We start from the raw sequence: 20168 nt of genomic DNA, 5'->3' as shown, positions 1-20168 counted from the left end.
TTAGCCGGCCCACCCCTCTCTCCACTCTCCCCTGACTGCAACGCTGAGCTGTGGCCCCTGTGTTAAACTCCGCGGCTTCGTGAGCGGGGATATGGGTGTAGCATGCACAAATGGGCGGTCATATTGATGAACCTGGGGACGCCGGCGGCTCCCACAAAAAAAGCCTACCGTGCCTTCCTGAAAGAATTCCTCAGCGACCCGCGCGTTGTGGAAATCCCGAGGCCGCTCTGGTGGCCCATTCTGAACCTGTTCATCCTGCCATTCCGTCCGGCAAAGGTAGCCAGTGCCTACCAGCAGATCTGGGACCCGCAAGAAGGCGCACCGTTGGCCGCCATCACCCAGCGACAAGTGGAAGCTTTGTCTCGCGAGCTGAAGGCACAGTTGGGCGAGTCGGCTCCGCTGGTGACCTTCGCAATGACCTATGGAGCTCCCAAGCTGGAGGAGCGCATCGGAGAGATGCAAGCAGCGGGAGCGGAAAAGATTCTGGTTCTTCCGCTATATCCGCAATACTCCGCCACCACCACCGCCTCCATCTACGATCAGTTTGCCGCCCTTGTTTCGCGTTCTCGGGACGTTCCCGATGTGACGATCAACAAATTTTACTTCGATGATCCGGGCTATACCGCAGCTTTGGCCGAGTCGGTGCGGGAATTTCGCCGCCAGAACGGGTCAGGCGAAAGGTTGCTCATGTCCTTTCATGGTATCCCCCAACGCAACGTCGACCTCGGCGATCCCTACGACATCCACTGCCGGGAAACCGCTGGCGCGCTGAGCGAGGCTCTCGGTCTCGACTCGGACAAATGGGGTTTGAGTTTTCAGTCGCGGCTGGGGAAAGCCACCTGGTTGCAGCCTTACACGGTGGATGTACTGAAGCGGTGGGCTGCGGAGGGAATCAAAGTGATCGACGTGGTGTGTCCCGCATTTGCGGCCGACTGCCTCGAGACACTGGAGGAAATCGCTGTGGAAGGACGGGCGATCTTCCGTGCGGCGGGCGGCGAAGAGCTACGGCTGATTCCCTGTTTGAACGACCGGGAGTCCCACATCGAGCTTCTGGCCAATATCGTCCGCAAGCGCACGGGCCTGACTGGTACCGGGCATACCTAGATACAGGATTTACCCGAGCGATCGTCAACATCGTGCTTGCCAACCACCACCCGAACTACGATTTCGTTATTAACAGCATGCGACGTCGAATCATTTTGTTCTGTCAGTGACCGCCTCCCGGCCCGCTTCGATGCCGCACCAGAATCACTTCGGATTTCGCAGCGCCCTCTCTCATCCATCTTCGAACGCTCAGTGCGCGGCAGCCGATTGATAAGCAGCGCCGGATTTATTTTGATCGCGCGCAACCGTGTTGTCGTCCATGTGAACCATCTTTCGTTTGCGGCCTCGCAGAAGAGGTCTGCAATTAGCTGTACTCGATTCGCGGCGCGTGAATCAATTACAAAGTTGCGGTGAAAACTTCCCGTTAATCCATGGAGCAAAGCGGTGCTGTAAACGCCGCGAATAATCGTTGTGTGCAGAAGAGGCTTCTTTCGGAAACGAAATACGTAAAAAAAATGGGTTAAAACAACAAAAAATCCGTTTTTTCAGCAAAAAATCTTTGTAAAAGGGTGCAAAACCCTTTTTTTTTAAATAATATTCGCCTCGAACGCGGCGCGTTCATTGTTTGTGCTAACGTGTTTGCTGTTAGAACCGGCTCAAGTTGAGGAGAAAACCGAATGGCTAGAGTGGCAAAAAAGAGAAAAGCAAAGGCACCGGCTAAGCGCCGCGTAGCCAAACGTGCAGTAGCGAAGAAGCCGGCGGCACCGGCTGTTGCCAAGGCCCAGGCAACCGCTGATAGCCTGCAAAAAGACATTCAGACCCAGGCCAAAGCGCTCGAAGCTGCTCGCAAGAAGGCAGCAGCGGCAAAGAAAAAAGCTGCTAAGTCCAAGAAGGCTGGCGACAAGCGCACAGCGAAATCTGCTGAGAGCCAGGTCACCAAGCTCAATACCAAGGTGAAAGCGTTGCGTTCAAAAGCAACCGCGGCCCGTCAGGCGCTGGCAAAGGCGAAAGCTCTCGCTGCTGCTCAGGCTGTTCAGGAAGCCACTAAGGCGAAGATTGCCGATCTGGAGTCCCGTCTGGCCTCGAAGTCGGACGCCGATCTTGGCAAGGCTCTGAAAGCTTTTGAAGAGCGTTGGAAGAAGAAGCGTGCTGCGGCCGACAAGAAGAAGGTAAAAGCGGCGGCCAAGAAGCTGGAAGCGAAGAACAAGGCCGCTCAGAAGAAAGCTGATGCCAAGATCAAAGCCGCTGAGAAAAAAGCGGCCGCCAAAGCCCGCATCGCAGCCCGTAAAGCGGCAGCCAAAGAACGCGCTGCAGCTCGCAAAGCGGCAGCGAAGGAAAGGGCCGCAGAGCGAAAGGCTGCTGCCAAGGCCAAGCGCAAGGCTCGGCCGGCCAAGGCCAAGCGTAAAGCGGCAGCCAAGTCTCCAGCCCGGAAGAGTGCCGCTCGCAAAGCCAAGGCCCCTGCAAAAGCCAAGCGTAAGGCGGGTGCTGCGAAAGCCGCGCGTCGCGGTCGCACGGCCAAGCGCAAGAGCAGCTAAATTGCTCTGATCCAGGGCCTGCCCTGAAAGCCCCGGGAGTTCACGCTCCCGGGGCTTTTTTGTCCCTGGTCCGCACTTCGGCAGGTCGCGACGGTCAGTTCTGCAGGGTGGGCAAATGCGCTTATAATGCCCCACTTTGTTTGGTGCGGCAGGCGTTCAACCGTTCGAGTCGACATCCGCCGTCCGTTTGAACCAATCACTACCAACCAACATTACTCCGTCCGTTTCGGAAAGCGGAGTCTGGCTGACTGTCATGACGAAGATTCTGGCTCTTGATACATCCACCTCTGCCTGTTCCGTGGCACTGAACGTTGACGGCCGCATCGAGGAAGAGTTTACGGTGGCTCCCCAGGACCACACCCAGCGGCTTCTGCCAATGGTGGATGGCCTGCTTGCAGCCCATGAAATCGGCCTGAGCCAGTTGGATGCCATTGCGTTCACCCAGGGGCCGGGGTCCTTTACGGGTTTGAGGATTTGCGTGGGAGTCGTTCAGGGCCTGGCGTTCGGGGCCAATTTGCCCGTCATCCCCGTTTCCAGTTTGAAGACCCTGGCTGCAGGCGCGGCGGAGCGCGTGGACCCTCGGCAGGGTGCTGTATTCGTTCCCGTGTTCGATGCGCGCATGCAGGAAGTGTATTGGGGCGTGTACGAGAGCATATCGGAATCCGGTGAACTGCAATGCCGGGTTGCGGACCGGGTGGGGTCTCCAGACGAAGTGCTCGAAGCCCTATCGGACTACGCGGCCAGTTGTGCCGTCCACGTGCTGGGAAGTGGGTGCCCTTTGATCGCCCCGGAGCACGTTGCTGCAAATACTGCCGAAGCCGGCAATGTTCAATATCATTCAGATGCCCATCCCCATGCACGGGACCTGGCGCGATTGGCTCAACCGCTGCTGCGGTCAGGGCAAGTGGTATCCGCGCTGGAGGCCCAGCCGGCCTATGTACGAAACGAAGTCACCTGGGCCAAACGCCAGCGAATCCGCTCAAAATAATCACTCACACTCATAAGGATCGGTTTTGGACTTACTACAGTTGATCGTTCTGGCCCTGATTCAGGGAATAACTGAATTCCTGCCCATTTCCAGCTCCGCCCACCTGATCCTTCCCAAAGAGCTGTTTGGCTGGCCCGATCAGGGCCTTGCCTTTGACGTGGCCGTTCATGTGGGCTCGCTGGCGGCCGTGTTGATCTATTTCCGCCGCGACGTGTGGCGTCTTACCAGCGCCTGGTTCAGGAGCATTGCTGCCCGAGAGCCAAGCGATGACAGTCGGCTGGGGTGGTACATTATTGCTGCGACCATTCCTGCCGGACTTGCCGCGCTCGCCTTCGGGGACATCATTGAGGACCATCTGCGCAGCGCCACCGTCATCATGCTGACAACGGTTATTTTCGGGCTTTACCTGGGCTGGGCCGACTATCGCGGTCGGAAGACGCTGGATCTGTCGCGCATGACCCTGGGCATCGCTCTTCTGATCGGTCTGGCACAGGCCCTTGCGCTGATTCCCGGAACGTCCCGATCGGGCATCACCATTGCTGCGGCCCTTGCGCTGGGAATGCAGCGGGAGTCGGCTGCGCGATTCAGCTTTCTGCTGTCGATTCCAATAATCGTGCTCAGCGGACTGTACACCGGCATGAAGTTGCTCGATGAGAGCCGGATCCCATGGGGAGATATTGCTCTGGGCGCGCTCCTGTCGGGCATCAGCGCTTACGTCTGTATTCATTTTTTTCTGAGCTTCATTCAGCGTATCGGGATGATGCCGTTCGTGATCTACCGCCTTTTTCTCGGTGCGGTACTTGGCCTGATGCTGTGGGCCGGATAAGGTTTGAGGAGGACCGTAATCATGTCGACCCAACCGGAAATGAAAACTGTCGCATTCATCGGCCTGGGAGTCATGGGTTACCCGATGGCGGGGCACCTCCAGTCAGCCGGCTTTGAAGTGCGTGTGTTCAATCGCACCGGAGAGAAGTCCCGGCGCTGGCATGCGCAGTTCGGCGGGACGGTCTGCGACACGCCACTGGAGGCCGCTCGCACGGCGAGCGTGGTGTGCTGCTGCGTGGGTAACGACGACGATGTTCGCAGCGTCGTGCTGGGTGAGCAGGGGGCTCTTGCGGGCATGGAGCCGGGCGCGATCCTGGTGGACCATACCACTGCATCTGCGCAGCTTGCACGTGAATTGCATCAGCGTGCAACGGAAGCAGGCTGCGGATTTCTGGACGCGCCGGTGTCTGGCGGACAACAGGGAGCCGAGCGGGGCGCTCTGTCCGTCATGGTGGGCGGCGAAGCGGAGCATTTCCAGCGGGCGAAGCCGGTGCTTGAAGTCTACGGCAAGGCAGTCAGTCTCATCGGACCACCCGGCTCCGGCCAACTCTGCAAGATGGTCAATCAGATTTGTATCGCGGGCCTGTTGCAGGGCCTGTCAGAGGGACTGCACTTCGCTCGCCAGGCGCAGCTCGACGTCCCGCGAGTCCTTGAAGTGATTTCCAAAGGCGCAGCCCAGTCCTGGCAAATGGAGAACCGCTCAGAGACAATGCTGCGCGGCGAATACGAGCACGGCTTCGCGGTTGACTGGATGCGCAAGGATCTGCAGATCGCTTTGAACGAAGCGCTGCGCAACGGCTCGACCTTGCCGGTGACTGCACTGGTGGACCAGTTTTACGCCGAAGTACAGACGCTGGGTGGCGGCCGCTGGGATACCTCCAGCCTGCTCGCGCGCCTGCAACACGCACACTCAGAAAAACGGTAATCGTCAAACCATGAATAACGATCAGTTCAACCGGGATTTGCTTCAGTTCATTCAAGCCTCGCCCACGCCGTTCCACGCGGTGGACTGGATGGTTGGGCAGTTGGAAGCGCAAGGCTTTCAGGCTCTGCGCATGGACGCCCCCTGGAGCCTGCAGACCGGCCAGCGCTACTATTGCACACGCAATGACTCCAGCATCGTGGCCTTCGTTTACGGCACCAATGCCCTGAGCGAGACGGGCCTGCGTATGGTGGGCGCTCATACGGACAGCCCCTGTCTGCGGGTAAAGCCGCAGCCCGAAATCAAGCAGAGCGGATTCCTGCAACTGGGCGTTGAGGTATACGGAGGCGCGTTGCTGAACCCCTGGTTCGACAGGGATCTTTCCCTCGCCGGACGGGTGACCTACATGGCCGCCGACGGGCAGTTGTGCAGTTGTCTTGTCAATTTCCATGAGCCGATTGCGATTATTCCGAGCCTGGCGATTCACCTGGATCGGGAGGTGAACAGCAACCGCTCCATCAATCCGCAAAAAGACATTACCCCGGTGGCTTGTCTGTCAACACCGGAAGAAGCCGTGAACCTCCGGGATCTGCTCGTGGAGCAGATGAAGCGGGAGCACCCGAGCGTGCAGGTGAGCAGGATCCTCGATTTCGAGCTGAGCTTCTACGATACCCAGGCGCCGGCGATCATCGGGTTGCGCAAGGAGTTCATCGCCAGCGCCAGGCTGGACAATCTCGCCAGTTGCCATCTGGGCTTGCGTGCCCTGCTCGAAGCAGGCGATCAGGTAACCAGCATGCTGGTGTGCAATGACCACGAGGAAGTCGGCAGCCAGTCGGCAGCCGGCGCCCAGGGGCCCCTGGTACGGGACATTATCGCCCGGTTGCTGCCGGATCCCGGGGAGCGGGCGCAGGCGCTGGAGCGCTCCATGCTGATCTCGGCGGACAACGCCCATGCGGTTCATCCGAATTATCCGGACCGCCACGATCGCAATCATGGCCCCGGGATCAACGGTGGCCCCGTGATCAAGGTAAATGCCAATCAACGCTATGCCACCAACAGCGAAGGCAGCGCCATCTTCCAAAACATCTGCCGGGAGGAGGACGTCCCGGTCCAGTACTTCGTAAGTCGCAACGACATGCCCTGTGGCAGCACCATCGGCCCGCTGACCGCGACCGCGCTGGGGGTAGCAACCCTCGATGTGGGCGTTCCCACCTTTGCCATGCATTCACCCCGGGAGCTGGCTGGAACGAAGGATGCCTACAACTTTTATCGGGCGCTTAAGCGATTTATGAGCCTGGAACAGGTTAGAATATAGGGTTTTCGGCGTCGCCTCTGCCGTTTTTCCGGAGTTGTGCGGATTCGAGCGACGGGAAAGCGCCCCAAGGGCAGACCCACTATCTGTGCCGGCAGCACTGGGAGGAAGTATTCCGTGGCGGTGTCACACGAGGAACTGCAGCAGTTCAGCCCCTTCGAGAAGATAAATGACAGTCAATTCGAAGCGATCTCCGCCTATCTTCGAATGGAAAATGTGGCCAAAGGCACCTTTCTCATTAAGCGGGGCAAGCCCCTCAAAGCCGTCACTTTCCTGGTTGACGGTCGCGTGGACCTGGTGGACGCTTCGTTCAACAGCGAAACCGTCGAAGGAGGCAGTTCCCGCAGCCGCAAGGCGCTGACGACTCAGTCCCCATCGGATGTGGCCGCCCAGGCCAAGTCAGAGGTTACCGTGCTCCAGGTGGAGCACCAGGCCTTTGAGGTGCTGGACCGCTGGACCGAGACGGTACTGCCGGACTACGACAGCCCACCCGCCCTGGAGGCGGACACAACGGAAGGCGGAGAAGACTGGATGAGCAGTCTGCTCGAGTCGCCTCTATTCGCCCAGGTTCCTCCTGCCCAGCTCCAGCAGCTGTTCGTGAGCTTCGAGCCCTTTGAAGCGAAGCCCGACGAGATTATTGTGGAAGAGAGTGCCGAAGGCGATTATTTCTATGTGATCGAATCGGGTCAGGCCAAAGTGATAACGCGCTTCGATGGAGAGGTGGCCACGCTCGGTCCGGGGCAGTTCTTTGGCGAGGAAGCACTGGTGGGCGACACCATTCGCAATGCCTCGGTGGTGATGCAAACGGCCGGCACCTTGATGCGCCTAAACAAAGAGAATTTCAAGGCACTGTTGCAGGAACCCCTGATTCGCTACATTGATGGGGAGGAGCTACGCAAGCGGGCCGGCCAGGGGCAACCGTACCGGTTGGTGGACGTGCGCATCCCCCTGGAACACCGCATGGCCCACGTGAAGGATGCAACCAACATCCCTCTTGCGTCGCTGCGCCGGCGCCTGTCCGGGCTGGAGGACAATACCGTTTACGTGGTCACTGACGATGGGGGCAAACGCAGCGAAGTCGCCGCGCATCTGCTTTGTCAGGCTGGCTTCACCACCTACATTCTGGAGAACGCTACCTCCTACTACGGGGCGGAATAATTTTATCGCCCCAGCCATTCCCGGTATCATACGCCGCTGCGCTTCACCAAGCGCCACTTTCACTGACCACGAACACAAGACCTGAGCATGAGCAAAAAACGGGTACTAACCGGCATCACCACCACCGGCACGCCACACCTGGGCAACTATGTGGGAGCGATCCGTCCCGCTGTCCAGGCGAGCCTGGACAGCGACAACCTCTCTTTCTACTTTCTGGCGGACTACCACGCGCTGATCAAGTGTCGGGATCCGGAATTGGTCCAGCAGTCCACCCGTGAGATTGCGGCGACCTGGCTGGCCGCGGGCCTGGATCCCGAAAAAGTCGTGTTCTACCGCCAGTCGGATGTGCCCGAAATACCAGAGCTGTGCTGGCTGCTCAGTTGCATGGCCGCGAAGGGGCTGATGAATCGAGCCCACGCGTACAAGGCAGCGGTTGCGGCCAATCAGGAGGCCGGCGAGGACGCGGACTTCGGCATCACCATGGGCCTGTACAACTACCCGGTGCTGATGGCCGCGGACATTCTCATGTTCAATTCAAACCTGGTTCCCGTCGGCAAGGATCAAATCCAGCACATCGAGATGGCCCGGGATATTGCCGCCCGTTTTAATCACCACTACGGCGAGCATTTTGTATTGCCCGAGGCGGCAGTGGATGAGAATGTGGCCGTTCTGCAGGGTCTCGACGGGCGCAAGATGAGCAAGAGCTACAACAACACGATTCCGCTGTTCCTGCCCGAGAAGAAGCTCAAAAAACACATCAACAAGATCAAGACCAATCTGCTGGAGCCCGGTGAGCCGAAAGACCCGGACGATTCCACGGTATTTCAGATCTGGCAGGCATTCGCCACGCCCGAGCAAACAGCAGAGATGCGTAAGGAGTTCGAAGCGGGCATCGCCTGGGGCGAAGCCAAGCGCCGGTTGTTCGAGCTTATCAATGAGGAACTGGCGGAAGCGCGGGAGAGATACAACAGCCTTATGGAGCGTCCGCAGGATATCGAAGAGGTGCTGCTGGCAGGCGCAGAAAAGGCGCGAGCCTACAGCGTGCCGTTCATGAAGGATCTGCGCGAGGCCATGGGCATTCGCAAACTGGGTTAGGCACCTTGATGTCCATGACGGGAAGTGGGGCGCGAGCCCCTCTTGCCGTGCTTTTCAGGTCGCGCAAAGCGTGGCCACCTCACACAATGCGCGACACAATTTTTCCAGCTCTTCATGGCTGATGATGTAGGGTGGCATCACGTACACCAGCTTGCCGAAGGGGCGCACCCATACCCCCCGCGCGATGCACTCATTCTGGAAGAACGCCATGTCCACCGGTTGGTGGAACTCCACCACCCCAATCGCCCCAAGGACGCGTACGTCGGCAACACCGCGAAGGCTGCGGCAGGGCTCGAGGCCAGCTGCCAGTTGCTTCTCGATGCGCTGAACGGAACCCTGCCACCCGCTTTCCCGCAACAGTTCCACGCTCGCGACTGCAACCGCGCAGGCCAAAGGGTTGGCCATAAAGGTGGGCCCGTGCATGAGTACACCGGCTTCGCCCTCGCAGATTCCCTGTGCGACACGCTCGTTGCACAGGGTCGCGGCGAGCGTCATATACCCTCCGGTCAGAGCTTTGCCGACGCACATGATGTCCGGAGCGATCCCGGCGTGTTCACAGGCGAATAATTTACCAGTCCGTCCGAAGCCGGTGGCAATCTCATCGGTAATCAGCAGAACGTCATACTGCTCCGCCAGTGCCCGCGCGGATTTCAGGTAGTCAGGGGAATAGAATCGCATTCCGCCGGCGCCCTGGACGATGGGCTCCAGAATAATGGCCGCAATCTGATTCCCGTGGGACCGAAGCATTGCCTCCAGCGGGTTTGCATCATCTACACGCCACTGTTCGCCGAACCTTACGGCCGGGGCAGGTACAAAGAAGTGCCTGGGAAACACGTCCCGGAAGAGGGTGTGCATGCCGTTGTCCGGATCGCAGGCCGCCATCGTGGCGAAGGTATCCCCATGGTAGGCAGAACGCAAGGCCACGAGCCGGTTCTTCTCCGGGCGCCCCTGGCTCGCCCAGTACTGAAAGGCCATTTTGATGGCAATTTCCACTGCCACGGAGCCGGAGTCGGCGAAGAAGACTTTCTGCAGAGGTTTCGGACTCAGCTCCACCAGCAGTTTTCCAAGCTCGATCGCTGGCCGGTGGGTCAACCCGCCAAACATCACGTGAGCCATTTTGGCCAGCTGCGCGGTGGCTGCGGCATTGAGCCGCGGATGGTTGTAGCCGTGCACGGTGCTCCACCAGGATGACATGCCGTCGATCACGCGTTCGCCGCTGGCGAGGTTCAGATACACGCCCTCGGCGGATTCCACCAAGTGTGGCGCAAGGGTGGAGGGCACGGGTGAATACGGGTGCCACAGGTGATCCCGATCAAAGGACAGCAGTTCTTCGCGTTCAGTCATTGGCGCTGGCTCTTGAGTAAAGCAAAAAGGTGGATGTTACCGAATCAGCGGACGGGATTCAGCGACGGTGACGCCTTGCAAGAGCTCTCCGGCGCAGTGTGGGTGCTCAGCCGACGAAGAACGGGAACTCTGTGTGCCTCACGGCGCCAAAAAAGGATTATTCCGACAGTTGAGTTGTAATTAAAGCGGCGAAAACCCCATTCCCGGAGATGGTCAGGTAAAATGCGACTATAGTTTGAGAGTCTCCCATTGCTCAACGAATCTGTGTGTATGTTCCCGTATAAAGTGAGACCCAGTTCCTTGAATCTTTCCTGGCGTCAGAATTTTGGCCGATCAATGGCTGAGGTCGGGCTTCGTGTGTGGAAGAACACCCTGGGCCGACTCTGCACCCGACACGTGCCGATCGCCTATCGGCTGGGTGCGAGCTTTACAGCTCTGATCGTGGCGGGGATGGGCTTGCTGGGCGCACTGGTACTCAGCTACCAGGCGGATTTGATGCGCCAGCAGATCAATGAATACGGCTCGACGATCGTGAGCCAGTTCGCCCACAGCGCCACTGAACCTCTGTTCATTGACGACCATTTCGCCCTGCAGGTGATGACCAATAATCTTACAGCGGACGCCCAGATTATTGGCGCGGCCGTCTTCGACGAAACCGGCGAACAACTGTTTGCGGCTGGTGACATACCGGAGCAGCCCCTGCGGGCGATGAGTGCCGGCCGCGACCTCGAAGGCAGTGTGTTTTCCAGCCTGCAATGGCAACTGGACGCCGGCCGGCAGGAACTCATCTCCTTCATGGCGCCCATCAGTTTCCAGGATGTGATCGCGGGGCACGCGCTGGTATCACTATCTGTGTCTTCCATTCAGTCGAGCTTCGAGCGCACTGCGCAGGTGCTGCTGATTGCCACCGCCGTGATGACCCTGCTCGCGGTGGCCATCGCCGCATGGATGAGCCGGAGGATGGCGAAACCGGTAGAGGATCTGGTGACTGCCACCGACCTGTTGGCTGCGGGCAACTTCGATATCGCACTGGATACCCGCCGCCGGGACGAATTGGGCAAGCTGTCGGCTGCCTTCAATCGAATGGCGCGCAGCATGAAGGAGAAGAGCCAGATGGAGGGCGTTCTGTCGCGTTTTGTGGCTGACGACGTCGCCCAGGCCATGTTGTCGGATCTGGACAAGGTGGACGTGGGCTGCACCAAGGTGGATGCGTCCGTGTTGTTCGTGGACATCGTGGGCTTCACCGAATTGACCGAGAGCAGCAGCTCGGAAGAGGTGGTCGAACTGCTGAACGAATACTTCGCCTACTTCACCGTGTGCAGCCGTCTGTTCTTCGGCACCGTGGACAAGTTCATCGGCGACTGTGCGATGATTATCTTCGGCGCACCCAAACACAACCCGGACCATCGCTTCAACGCCATTGCCTGCGCCAGCGTCATGTTGCGCCTCTTGGAGGAGGTGAACGTATTGCGCAAGCAGCGGGGGCAGCGAGAGGTGAATGTTCGTATCGGTGTGAACAGTGGAGAGATGATGGCCGGTATCGTCGGCGCCAGCCAGCGTATGGAATACACCGTGGTCGGGGACACAGTCAACGTGGCGTCCCGGCTCAGCCGTCTCGCCGAGCCCGGCGACATGGTGGTTGGCGAAGCAGTGCCGCGGGACGAATCCCTGAACGACCGGGTGCGTTTTGCTGCCGTGGATGAGGTCGCGGTGCGCGGACGCAAGGGGCTGGTCCGAACCTATCGCGTCACCAGTGTTGCGCCCGAATATGAGCGAACCATGGATAACATGATTGCAGACATTCTCAGAAACCCTCCCCGGGCGGGAATTTCCGACTACCTCGAAGCAACAGCCAAAAAAATGCAGAAGGTGAGTTAATGACGCGGTTTGCTCCGAGACATCTTCTGATCCCGCTGGCGGCGGCGATCCTGCTCAGTGCGTGCGGCACGTTGCCGACCGGCAAGGAGCGCCTGGAACTGGTTGAACAACTGGTTGCCCAGCGCGAATATGCCGAGGCCGAAGCCGTACTCGCCAACATCGACGCACGCGACCCCGAGTTCGAGGCGCTGGTGGTTCGCCGCCGCGCCATCCGCCCGCTGATTGCTCAATTCGAGGAGAACACCCTGCGTCGTCTGGCCCGGTTCAAGGCGGCGGACGAATGGCCCGCGGCCGAGGCGGTTCTGCAAGACGCCCTGGACAAGCTGCCCGACAGTGAGGCTTTGCGTTCGGCCGAGGATGCATTCTATGAGGATCGGGTGGCCCGCCTGGATCAGATCGAGCAGCAGATGCTCCTGTTGCGCGGCGAGCACCTCAGCGCCCAGAGCTCCCTGGTCAAAGAAGCCAGCGAAATCCACCCAGCTGGCCTCAAAACCCGCTGGCAGGCGTTTCGCCACGGACGTGAGGCTGAGAAACTTGCCCGGGACCTGAGCTCCTGCGGTCAGCGCGCACTGGATGAAGGCCGTTTCGACCTGGCGGAATCCTGCCTGAAAATGGCCGCCAGTCTGACCGGCGACGAGGAGACCGCCGCCCGCCTGGCCCTGCTCGACAAGGAGCGGGAGCGGGAGGAGGTCGCCGCCGCGGAACGGGCCCGTGCCCAGGCACAGGCGGAGCGGGAGGCACGCGTCGCCCGCAAGACGGAGCACGTGGGGCAACTCAAAGCCCGCTACCGGCGCTTGATCGATGCCGGCTGGCTGGCCGCCGCCCAGGAAATTCTCACTGAACTGCAATCCCAGGTTCCCGAAGATGCGGATGTGCTGTCCTGGTCCGAGGATCTGCGCGCGATCGTGGACCAGCACGTGGCGGCTCACATCAAGGAGGGCCAGTCTCTGTACAGTCAGGGACAACTTCATGAAGCATTGGCCGTGTGGCAGGAAGCTGCCAAGCTGTCGCCGGGCAACCCGGTGCTGGAAGCGCATATCGCACGGGTGGAGCGCTTCATCTCCAAGCTCGAACGCCTCGATAACGAGGGCGCCTGACGCAGCTTGCTCTGGTGGGGCGCCTCATTCCGGGGCGCTACGTTCAGAGCTCCGACCATCACCGGTTTTGCTTCGGGGGCCCTTCGCCGTACAATAGCCGCCCTTCACTCCCGACCGTCCGCACCTGAGCCTTATGTCCGTAGAGATTCATCACCCACCCAACAGCCGCCCGAACCGAAAGGATCGCGGCAAGCTCGAATTCAACAAATTGCAGAAACGCTTGCGGCGACACGTGGGCAACGCCATTGTTGACTACAACATGATCGAGGACGGCGACAAGGTGATGGTCTGCCTGTCGGGGGGCAAGGATTCCTATTGCATGTTGGACATTCTGCTCAATTTGCAGAAAACCGCGCCCATCAGCTTTGAACTGGTGGCGGTCAATATGGATCAGAAACAGCCGGGCTTTCCGGAAGAGTTGCTTCCGAATTATCTCGACAGCCTTGGCGTGCCTTACCATATTGTGGAGCGGGACACTTACAGCATCGTCAAGGAGATCATTCCCGAAGGCAAAACCACCTGCGGCCTCTGTTCGCGGTTGCGCAGGGGAACCCTGTACGGCTTTGCAGAAGAAATCGGCGCTACAAAGATCGCGCTGGGCCATCACAAGGACGACATTGTTGAGACCCTGTTCCTCAATCTGTTCTACGGCGGCCGCCTGAAGGCGATGCCGCCCAAGTTGCTGGCGGACGACCAGCGCAATATCGTGATCCGACCCATGGCCTACTGCCGGGAGAAAGACCTGGCGGATTACGCCGATTACAAGAAGTTTCCGATCATTCCCTGCAACCTGTGCGGCTCCCAGGAGAACCTTCAGCGCCAGGCCATCAAGCAGATGTTGACCGATTGGGAGAAAGCCAATCCCGGCCGGACGGAAACCATTTTCTCCGCTCTGCAGAAGGTCTCGCCCTCCCAGCTCGCCGACACAAACCTGTTCAACTTCCACGACCTGGCCTTGGACCGCAGCGCGCCTCCGGCGCGTTCGTCAGCCGGGGATACGGAAGCCAAAGCCCAGGACGCGAACCTGATTCGGCACCTTAATTTGTCCTGATCCGGCTCTCTGCCGCTTACTTGCCACCGCGGGAGCAAACGGGTAAATTCCATGGCTCGTTCGCTTTCCCGCGATGTCGCGGCCAGCACTCCCGCGGACGCTTTCTCTTCATGTCACCCCATAACAACTCACAAGAACAGAGGCGTGTAGCTTATGGACGAAGCGCGCTACGAAGTGGTTTTTATTGACAAGTTTTCCGATGGCGCCGAAGCGGATCTGGTGCGTGGGCGGGTGCGCCGTCGTTTCCGGCTGAGTGATCGAGCGTTTGCCCGAATTACCAGCGGCAGTCCGGTGGTGGTCAAGCGCTGCCGGGAGTTGGAGGAGGCCAGGCGTTATCTCAGCGTTATCCGGGCGCTCGGTGCGGTTTGCTGGATCCAGTTGAGTGAGGACGACGGCCGTCACGTCGAGCGTCGGAGCATTCAGCGTCGCGCATTGCTTGACCGCCGGGCCATCTACAGGGGCTCTTCCATTCTGCCCGACCGGCGCGGCGGCTGCGGGCGGCGCTCGAGCGATCGCTGGTTTTCCTGAAGTAATCCCCCATTGCTTTCCGCCTCACCCGGGCCAGCGGTGCAGCCGGAGAAGCAGGTCGGCAAAAGGCGGGGAGCAGACTCAGGCGGCCAGATCGCTGGCTTTTACGTCAATGCAGCGTCTGTAGGTATCCCCAAAATCGTCTGCGGTTTCGCTTGACCGATGGGGGAAGTGACGGAACCAGAAGTTGCCCAAACCGAGAATGTCGTCGGCCGCGGGCAGCTTCCGCTTGGTGCGGCGATACACCATCCAGGCAATGGCCGTGGCGTAGCTGAGGTTGGTCGCCAGTTCGGCGTGGGGGTGGGCAAGAAATTCATGCTGACTGGCCAAACCGCGGATATCGGAGGCCAGATCAGGATGGTCGATCAGGTAGCGATCCCAGATGTTCACATGAATCTGGGGTGTGATCTGATAGATGCCGATTCCGCGCGCACGGTTGATTCTCAGGTGAAAGCCGAGCCCGGACTCCTGGGCGGCTGTGCCCAGCAGGAGGTTTTCCGCCGCGCGGGCGCGTTGGCCCGACTCGCCCAGATACTCGAGAGTGGGCCGGATGACAAAGCTGCGAAGCTCTTCTGCGCAAATGCCCATTCAGTTAAGCGCTCCTGACGCTTGATGAGCCCCTGGGGTTTGGCCACCGGGGGCTGGTTTCCCTACCCGAAAACGGTCCTCGTATTGTAAAAATCCGGCTTTTCTTGAAACCTCGCGAGTCTCGCGGCTCATGCCAAACTGGAACTCAAGCCTGGGACATTGGATCTTGCGGCTTGTTCGCCTCAAATCTCCCAAAAACTGGAAACTTCATCGCGAAACACGCAAATAATCGACCAGAATACCCACGAAAAAACCGATCTTTAACTTATGCTGCCTTTCCGAGGGGCACACCTCCGGCCCCGCGCAGGGGAGAACTCCATCTGCCCCGTGCAATCAATAATTAACCACCAATTTCAAGAATGGTTCGGAGCAACTATGAAAATATCTGTGCCGCGGGAGCTGAAAACTCACGAGTACCGGGTGGGGCTGACTCCCGCCAACGTTGCGGCACTGGTCGCCCAAGGGCACGAATGCCTGGTCGAGAGCGGCGCAGGGATCGCCATCGGTTTCGGTGATGATGACTACCGCCATTGCGGAGCGACGCTGGTGGCCGACCCGCGTGAGCTCTACGAGCGGGGGGAGATGATCGTCAAGGTAAAGGAGCCGCAGCCGGAAGAATGTGAGCTGATTCGGCCGGAGCAACTCTTGTTCTGCTACCTGCATCTGGCCGCCAGCCGTCTCCTGCTCGACTGTCTGCGGGAATCCAGGGCGGTTTGCATTGCTTATGAAACGGTAACGGACGAACGCGGCCAGCTGCCGCTGCTGGCCCCGATGTCGGAAGTGGCCGGTCGCATGTCCGTGCAAGCGGGCGCCCATCACCTGGAGAACCCCCGCGGTGGCGCCGGAGTTCTGCTTGGCGGAGTCAGCGGGGTCGCGCCGGCATCGGTCGTGATTGTCGGGGGCGGCGTGGTGGGGACGCAGGCGGCGCGGATGGCCGTGGGGCTGGGGGCGGAGGTCACGGTGGTGGACAAGTTCGTTCCGCGGCTGCGGGAGCTGGATCAGATGTTCGCCGGACGCATCAAGACTCTGGCCGCCAGTCCGCAAGTCGTGGCGGAGGCTGTGCGCGGCGCGGACCTGGTGATAGGAGCGGTACTGGTGTCCGGCGCTGCGGCGCCCAAGGTTGTCAGCCGCGAGATGATTGGCACCATGCGGCCCGGAAGCGTCGTAGTCGATGTGGCTATCGACCAGGGAGGTTGCTTTGATACCTCCCGTCCCACCACCCACGAGGAGCCCACATTCCTCGTCGATGGCGTGGTTCATTACTGTGTGGCAAACATCCCCGGTGCTGTCGCCCGCACCTCGACCCAGGCCTTGACCAACGCCAGCTTTCCCTTTGTGGAAGCGATTGCCAACAAGGGCCTGGCGGGGGCTCTGGAGAACCCGCATCTGGTCCAGGGTTTGAACCTCTTCCAGGGGCGGGTAACGCACCCGGCGGTGGCGGCATCTTTCGGGCTGGATTATACGCCGGTGAATTCGCTGATCTGACGCGGCCTGCAAACCGCAGGCAAAGCAGACTGCTGCGACTTGTGTTTTAATGCCTGCCCTGGTTTTTCGGCAGTCTGGGGCCTGAATGCGTAAGTTCTTTTCCGCCGCCGGTCGCTCCGGCCTCGTCCGCGCGTTCCGTCATCGCGATTTTTCCTGGTACATCGTGGCCCATGCCGGTTCGGTGATCGGGTTGTGGATTCAGCGCATCGCCATCCAGTGGCTGGTCTGGACCCTGAGCGGATCCTACGCCTGGTTGGGCGCTTTCGCCGCCGCCGAGGCGGTCACCGCCATGACGTTCAGCCTCATGGCGGGCCCCTTTGCCGATCGCTTCGATCGTGTCAGGATGGCCTTCATCACCCAGGGGCTGCTGATGGTGGTGGCAGTGGCGCTGGCAGTCACCACTTATCTCGGGCTCATCAGCCTTCCGGTACTCTTCATTTTTGTAGCTCTCACGGGCGTGATCGAAGGTGTGTGGGCTCCGGTGCGCCTGGCGCTGATGCCCAACATGGTGCCGCGCGAAGACATGGCGGCGGCAGTCGCCATCACCTCCATGATGTTTACCGCCGCTATCTTCGTAGGGCCGGCCATCGGCGGGCTCATTATTGCCGCCATCGGAGTGGAAGGCGCTTTCGCGGCCAACGCCGTGAGCTACGTGGGGCTGCTGCTGGTTTTCAGCCGCATTCAGATCAAGGGGCAGGCGCCCCGCAAGTCCGGTGCTCCCGGGTCCTTCATGACTGATTTCAGCGCGGGAATTGCCCACGTGGTTCACTCACCTGCGTTGCGCGCCATCGTATTGTTCGGATTTACATTCTCCATTCTGGTTCGCCCGTACCGCGAGCTGTTCGCGGGGGTGGCGGATGACATCTTCGGGCGCGGGGCGGAGGGCCTCGCCGTGCTGGCCTCCGCGGCAGGGCTGGGAGCCCTGGTGGGGGCCCTGGGGATTGCAATCTACGGGCGCACCCGGGCACTCACCCGGGTCCTGGTGATCTGCGCGGTTGCGTCTGTGGTTCTGCTTCTTGTTTTTGCCTGGTCCCGCTCCTTTACGGTGTCCATCGTGGCGGCGGCCGCCTTGTCCCTCTGCGTCACTGTGTTTGGCACCGGTGCGCAGATGATGATTCAGATGAGCGTGGCCGACACCATGCGCGGGCGCGTCATGAGCGTGTGGCAGTCCCAGTTTCGGGGTATCCCCGCGGTGGGGGCCTGGATTATGGGCTTGCTGGAGCCGCGCCTGGGGCTCAGCATGGTGCTGGCCGGCGCGGGCGGATTGTTCGCACTCTACTTGCTGCTGGCTCTCCCCTCCAGCAAGGGTTTGCAACAGCTGGAGCAGGCCGAGGGCGAGCCGGTGAATCCGAAGGAGGGAAACTGAAGCCGGTGGGGGATGGTGTCCCCGGCAGGAGTCGAACCTGCGACCTGTCGCTTAGGAGGCGACTGCTCTATCCTACTGAGCTACGGGGACGGCAAAGGCGCAAACTATACTAAAAACTCACCCTGGCCGCGAGTTTGCCTTCTGGATGCAGCGGCCGGGCGACCCTCGGCGAGGGCCGTTAACAACGACGAGATTGTTCATGCTGGATACCAAACCTCTCCTCCGCGGGACCGATTTCCCGGCCGTGAAGCGCGGTGCTCTTGAGACACTGCAGGTGAATATGGGGTATCTCTGTAATCAGAGTTGTACCCACTGCCATGTGAACGCGGGGCCGAGACGCACGGAATTGATGAGCGGGGAGACTGTCGACCAGGTCCTCGCCCTGCTGGAAACCAGTGGCATCCGGCAGCTGGATCTGACCGGAGGTGCGCCGGAGATGAACCCGCACTTCCGCCACCTGGTGCGCGAGGCACGGCGACTGGGAGTTCAGGTAGTGGACCGCTGCAACCTGACCATCCTCCTGGAGCCCGGCTATGAAGACCTGGGGGAGTTTCTGGCAGATCAGCGGGTCCACGTGACTGCATCGCTGCCGTGCTACTCGGAAAAGAACGTGAGTGAGCAGCGGGGCAAGGGCATCTTCGAGCAGTCCATCGAAGCGCTGCGCCGGCTGAACGCGCTGGGCTACGGCAGCGATGCTGAACTGGAACTGGTGCTGGTATACAACCCCAACGGGGCTTTCCTTCCGCCCTCCCAGGAGCAGTTGCAGCAGGACTACAAACGGGAGTTGCGCGATGCCTATGGAATCGTTTTCGATCGCTTGCTGACCATTACCAATATGCCCATCAGTCGCTTCGGGGGCATGTTGCTCGCGAAGGGCCTCTACGACGATTATCTGGGTCTGCTGAAGGACAACTTCTCCCCGGCCAATCTGCGGGGGCTGATGTGTCGCTCGCTGATCAGCGTGGACTGGCAGGGTGCCATTTACGACTGCGATTTCAATCAGATGCTCAACTGGCCGGCGCACGCGGATCAGGCCGGGGTGATTGCCTCGGATCGTGCGGCGCTGCACGTGAGCGACCTGCTCAGCGGCGGACAATTGCACGACAACATCGTTGTTGGAGAACACTGCTACGGCTGCACCGCAGGGCAGGGGAGCAGTTGCGGCGGCGCGCTCAGTTGAGGTGCGGGCCGAGGAATAACTTTGAACGTCCAACCAACGCAATTTTCCCATCCCGATTACTGCATTCTCCAGTTTGCCCGCTCGCCGGTCGGTGCCCAGGTGAAAACCCGCCTCGCTTCGGTTCTGGACGCCCAAGGGCGGCTGGAACTCCACAGCGCGATGCTGGAACGGGTGGCGCTGCAGAGTGTCCGGGCCGGTGTATGCCCGGTCCAGCTCTGGGTCGACGGGTCCGTTGACCACCCCCTGCTGCAGCGCCTGTTTCGGGACCATTCGATCGGCTTGCATGTCCAGCAGGGCGCGGACCTCGGGCAGCGAATGGCCAATGCGGCGCGTGGTGCGGCTGGCCGGTATGCCGGCATCATTCTGGTGGGCAGCGATTGCCCGTTTCTGGATGGCGATTACCTGCGCCAGGCGGTCCAGGCCCTCGATAGCGGGGACGCGGTTCTGGGTCCGGCCGCTGACGGCGGTTACGTATTGTTAGGCTTGAGAGCGGTACATTCCGACCTCTTCGACCGGATGCCGTGGGGAACCGATCGGGTCTTCGCCATCACACGGGCCCGGATACGCGCCCTCGGGTGGTCCTGTTCCCTGCTTCCGACACTTCCGGATATTGACCGGCCGGAAGATCTTCCCCTTCTCGGTCATCGATCCTTCCCGCCTTCCCTTCGCCGTTTTGGCGACCGTTCCTAGCGGCCTGTTAATGCGGTGCGATCTCCTCTGACAGGTCCCTAGCGGCAAGAAATCGTTGGCGCCAAAACCCCTGTTTTTGTCC

The 20168-nt window shown here is 60.2% G+C and carries 18 protein-coding genes and 1 tRNA gene; 16 read left to right on the top strand and 3 right to left on the bottom strand.

Features of this window, described 5'->3' with window-relative positions; translation table 11 throughout:
* Positions 1-102: 102 nt before the first annotated feature.
* The 8 genes from hemH (at position 103) to ACURWW_RS05115 (ending at position 8879) form a co-directional block, all read left to right on the top strand.
* Positions 103-1104 (top strand): ferrochelatase, encoded by a 1002-nt coding sequence (hemH, locus tag ACURWW_RS05150; RefSeq protein ID WP_445616585.1) that lies wholly within the window; start codon positions 103-105, stop codon positions 1102-1104.
* A gap of 617 nt (positions 1105-1721) precedes the next feature.
* Positions 1722-2579 (top strand): hypothetical protein, encoded by an 858-nt coding sequence (locus tag ACURWW_RS05145; protein ID WP_445616586.1) that lies wholly within the window; start codon positions 1722-1724, stop codon positions 2577-2579.
* Positions 2580-2832: 253 nt separating this feature from the next.
* On the top strand, positions 2833-3567 hold the full coding sequence (gene tsaB / locus ACURWW_RS05140; RefSeq protein ID WP_445616587.1) for a tRNA (adenosine(37)-N6)-threonylcarbamoyltransferase complex dimerization subunit type 1 TsaB: 735 nt from the start codon (positions 2833-2835) through the stop codon (positions 3565-3567).
* A gap of 25 nt (positions 3568-3592) precedes the next feature.
* Positions 3593-4393, top strand: coding sequence for an undecaprenyl-diphosphate phosphatase (locus ACURWW_RS05135; RefSeq protein WP_445616588.1), 801 nt, complete (start codon positions 3593-3595; stop codon positions 4391-4393).
* 21 nt (positions 4394-4414) lie between these two features.
* Positions 4415-5317 (top strand): NAD(P)-dependent oxidoreductase, encoded by a 903-nt coding sequence (locus ACURWW_RS05130; RefSeq protein ID WP_445616589.1) that lies wholly within the window; start codon positions 4415-4417, stop codon positions 5315-5317.
* A gap of 10 nt (positions 5318-5327) precedes the next feature.
* Entirely contained in the window at positions 5328-6629 is a 1302-nt protein-coding gene (locus ACURWW_RS05125; protein WP_445616590.1) for a M18 family aminopeptidase, read from the top strand.
* 114 nt (positions 6630-6743) lie between these two features.
* Positions 6744-7784, top strand: a complete 1041-nt coding sequence (locus tag ACURWW_RS05120; protein WP_445616591.1) for a cyclic nucleotide-binding domain-containing protein — start codon at positions 6744-6746, stop codon at positions 7782-7784.
* Between the two features lie 87 nt (positions 7785-7871).
* Positions 7872-8879, top strand: a complete 1008-nt coding sequence (locus ACURWW_RS05115; protein WP_445616592.1) for a tryptophan--tRNA ligase — start codon at positions 7872-7874, stop codon at positions 8877-8879.
* A gap of 54 nt (positions 8880-8933) precedes the next feature.
* On the opposite strand, the gene bioA is transcribed toward ACURWW_RS05115, so the two are convergent.
* The gene (bioA, locus tag ACURWW_RS05110) at positions 8934-10223 is read right to left on the bottom strand and encodes an adenosylmethionine--8-amino-7-oxononanoate transaminase (RefSeq protein ID WP_445616593.1); all 1290 of its coding nucleotides are present in this window, start codon (positions 10221-10223) and stop codon (positions 8934-8936) included.
* 336 nt (positions 10224-10559) lie between these two features.
* On the opposite strand from bioA, the gene ACURWW_RS05105 reads away from it, so the two are divergent.
* The 4 genes from ACURWW_RS05105 to ACURWW_RS05090 all read left to right on the top strand — a co-directional run bounded on the left by ACURWW_RS05105 (position 10560) and on the right by ACURWW_RS05090 (position 14777).
* Positions 10560-12101 (top strand): adenylate/guanylate cyclase domain-containing protein, encoded by a 1542-nt coding sequence (locus tag ACURWW_RS05105; RefSeq protein WP_445616594.1) that lies wholly within the window; start codon positions 10560-10562, stop codon positions 12099-12101.
* Positions 12101-13198, top strand: coding sequence for a tetratricopeptide repeat protein (locus ACURWW_RS05100; protein ID WP_445616595.1), 1098 nt, complete (start codon positions 12101-12103; stop codon positions 13196-13198). Before ACURWW_RS05105 ends, ACURWW_RS05100 begins: the two co-directional genes overlap by 1 nt.
* 133 nt (positions 13199-13331) lie before the next feature.
* Positions 13332-14249 (top strand): tRNA 2-thiocytidine(32) synthetase TtcA, encoded by a 918-nt coding sequence (gene ttcA / locus ACURWW_RS05095; RefSeq protein WP_445616596.1) that lies wholly within the window; start codon positions 13332-13334, stop codon positions 14247-14249.
* A 153-nt stretch (positions 14250-14402) separates the two neighbouring features.
* Entirely contained in the window at positions 14403-14777 is a 375-nt protein-coding gene (locus tag ACURWW_RS05090) for a hypothetical protein (RefSeq protein ID WP_445616597.1), read from the top strand.
* Between the two features lie 81 nt (positions 14778-14858).
* Here ACURWW_RS05090 and ACURWW_RS05085 read toward each other — a convergent pair whose 3' ends face one another.
* A complete protein-coding gene (locus ACURWW_RS05085; RefSeq protein ID WP_445616598.1) occupies positions 14859-15365 on the bottom strand; it encodes a hypothetical protein in 507 nt (168 codons plus the stop codon).
* A gap of 375 nt (positions 15366-15740) precedes the next feature.
* Between ACURWW_RS05085 and ald the strand changes: the two genes are divergently transcribed.
* Together ald and ACURWW_RS05075 are read left to right on the top strand one after the other, a co-directional pair.
* Positions 15741-16850, top strand: a complete 1110-nt coding sequence (ald, locus tag ACURWW_RS05080; protein ID WP_445616599.1) for an alanine dehydrogenase — start codon at positions 15741-15743, stop codon at positions 16848-16850.
* Positions 16851-16935: 85 nt separating this feature from the next.
* A complete protein-coding gene (locus ACURWW_RS05075; RefSeq protein WP_445616600.1) occupies positions 16936-18216 on the top strand; it encodes an MFS transporter in 1281 nt (426 codons plus the stop codon).
* A gap of 13 nt (positions 18217-18229) precedes the next feature.
* Here ACURWW_RS05075 and ACURWW_RS05070 read toward each other — a convergent pair.
* A tRNA-Arg gene (locus tag ACURWW_RS05070) sits at positions 18230-18306 on the bottom strand.
* A 109-nt stretch (positions 18307-18415) separates the two neighbouring features.
* On the opposite strand from ACURWW_RS05070, the gene arsS reads away from it, so the two are divergent.
* Both arsS and ACURWW_RS05060 read left to right on the top strand, forming a co-directional pair.
* Positions 18416-19396 carry an arsenosugar biosynthesis radical SAM (seleno)protein ArsS gene (gene arsS, locus ACURWW_RS05065; RefSeq protein WP_445616601.1) on the top strand — a complete coding sequence of 327 codons (981 nt, stop codon included), beginning with the start codon at positions 18416-18418 and terminating at the stop codon, positions 19394-19396.
* Positions 19397-19417: 21 nt separating this feature from the next.
* A complete protein-coding gene (locus ACURWW_RS05060; RefSeq protein ID WP_445616602.1) occupies positions 19418-20086 on the top strand; it encodes a TIGR04282 family arsenosugar biosynthesis glycosyltransferase in 669 nt (222 codons plus the stop codon).
* Positions 20087-20168: the final 82 nt, after the last annotated feature.

This window comes from Gilvimarinus sp. F26214L (assembly GCF_054401055.1).
This window is presented reverse-complemented; position numbering and strand designations above follow the sequence as displayed.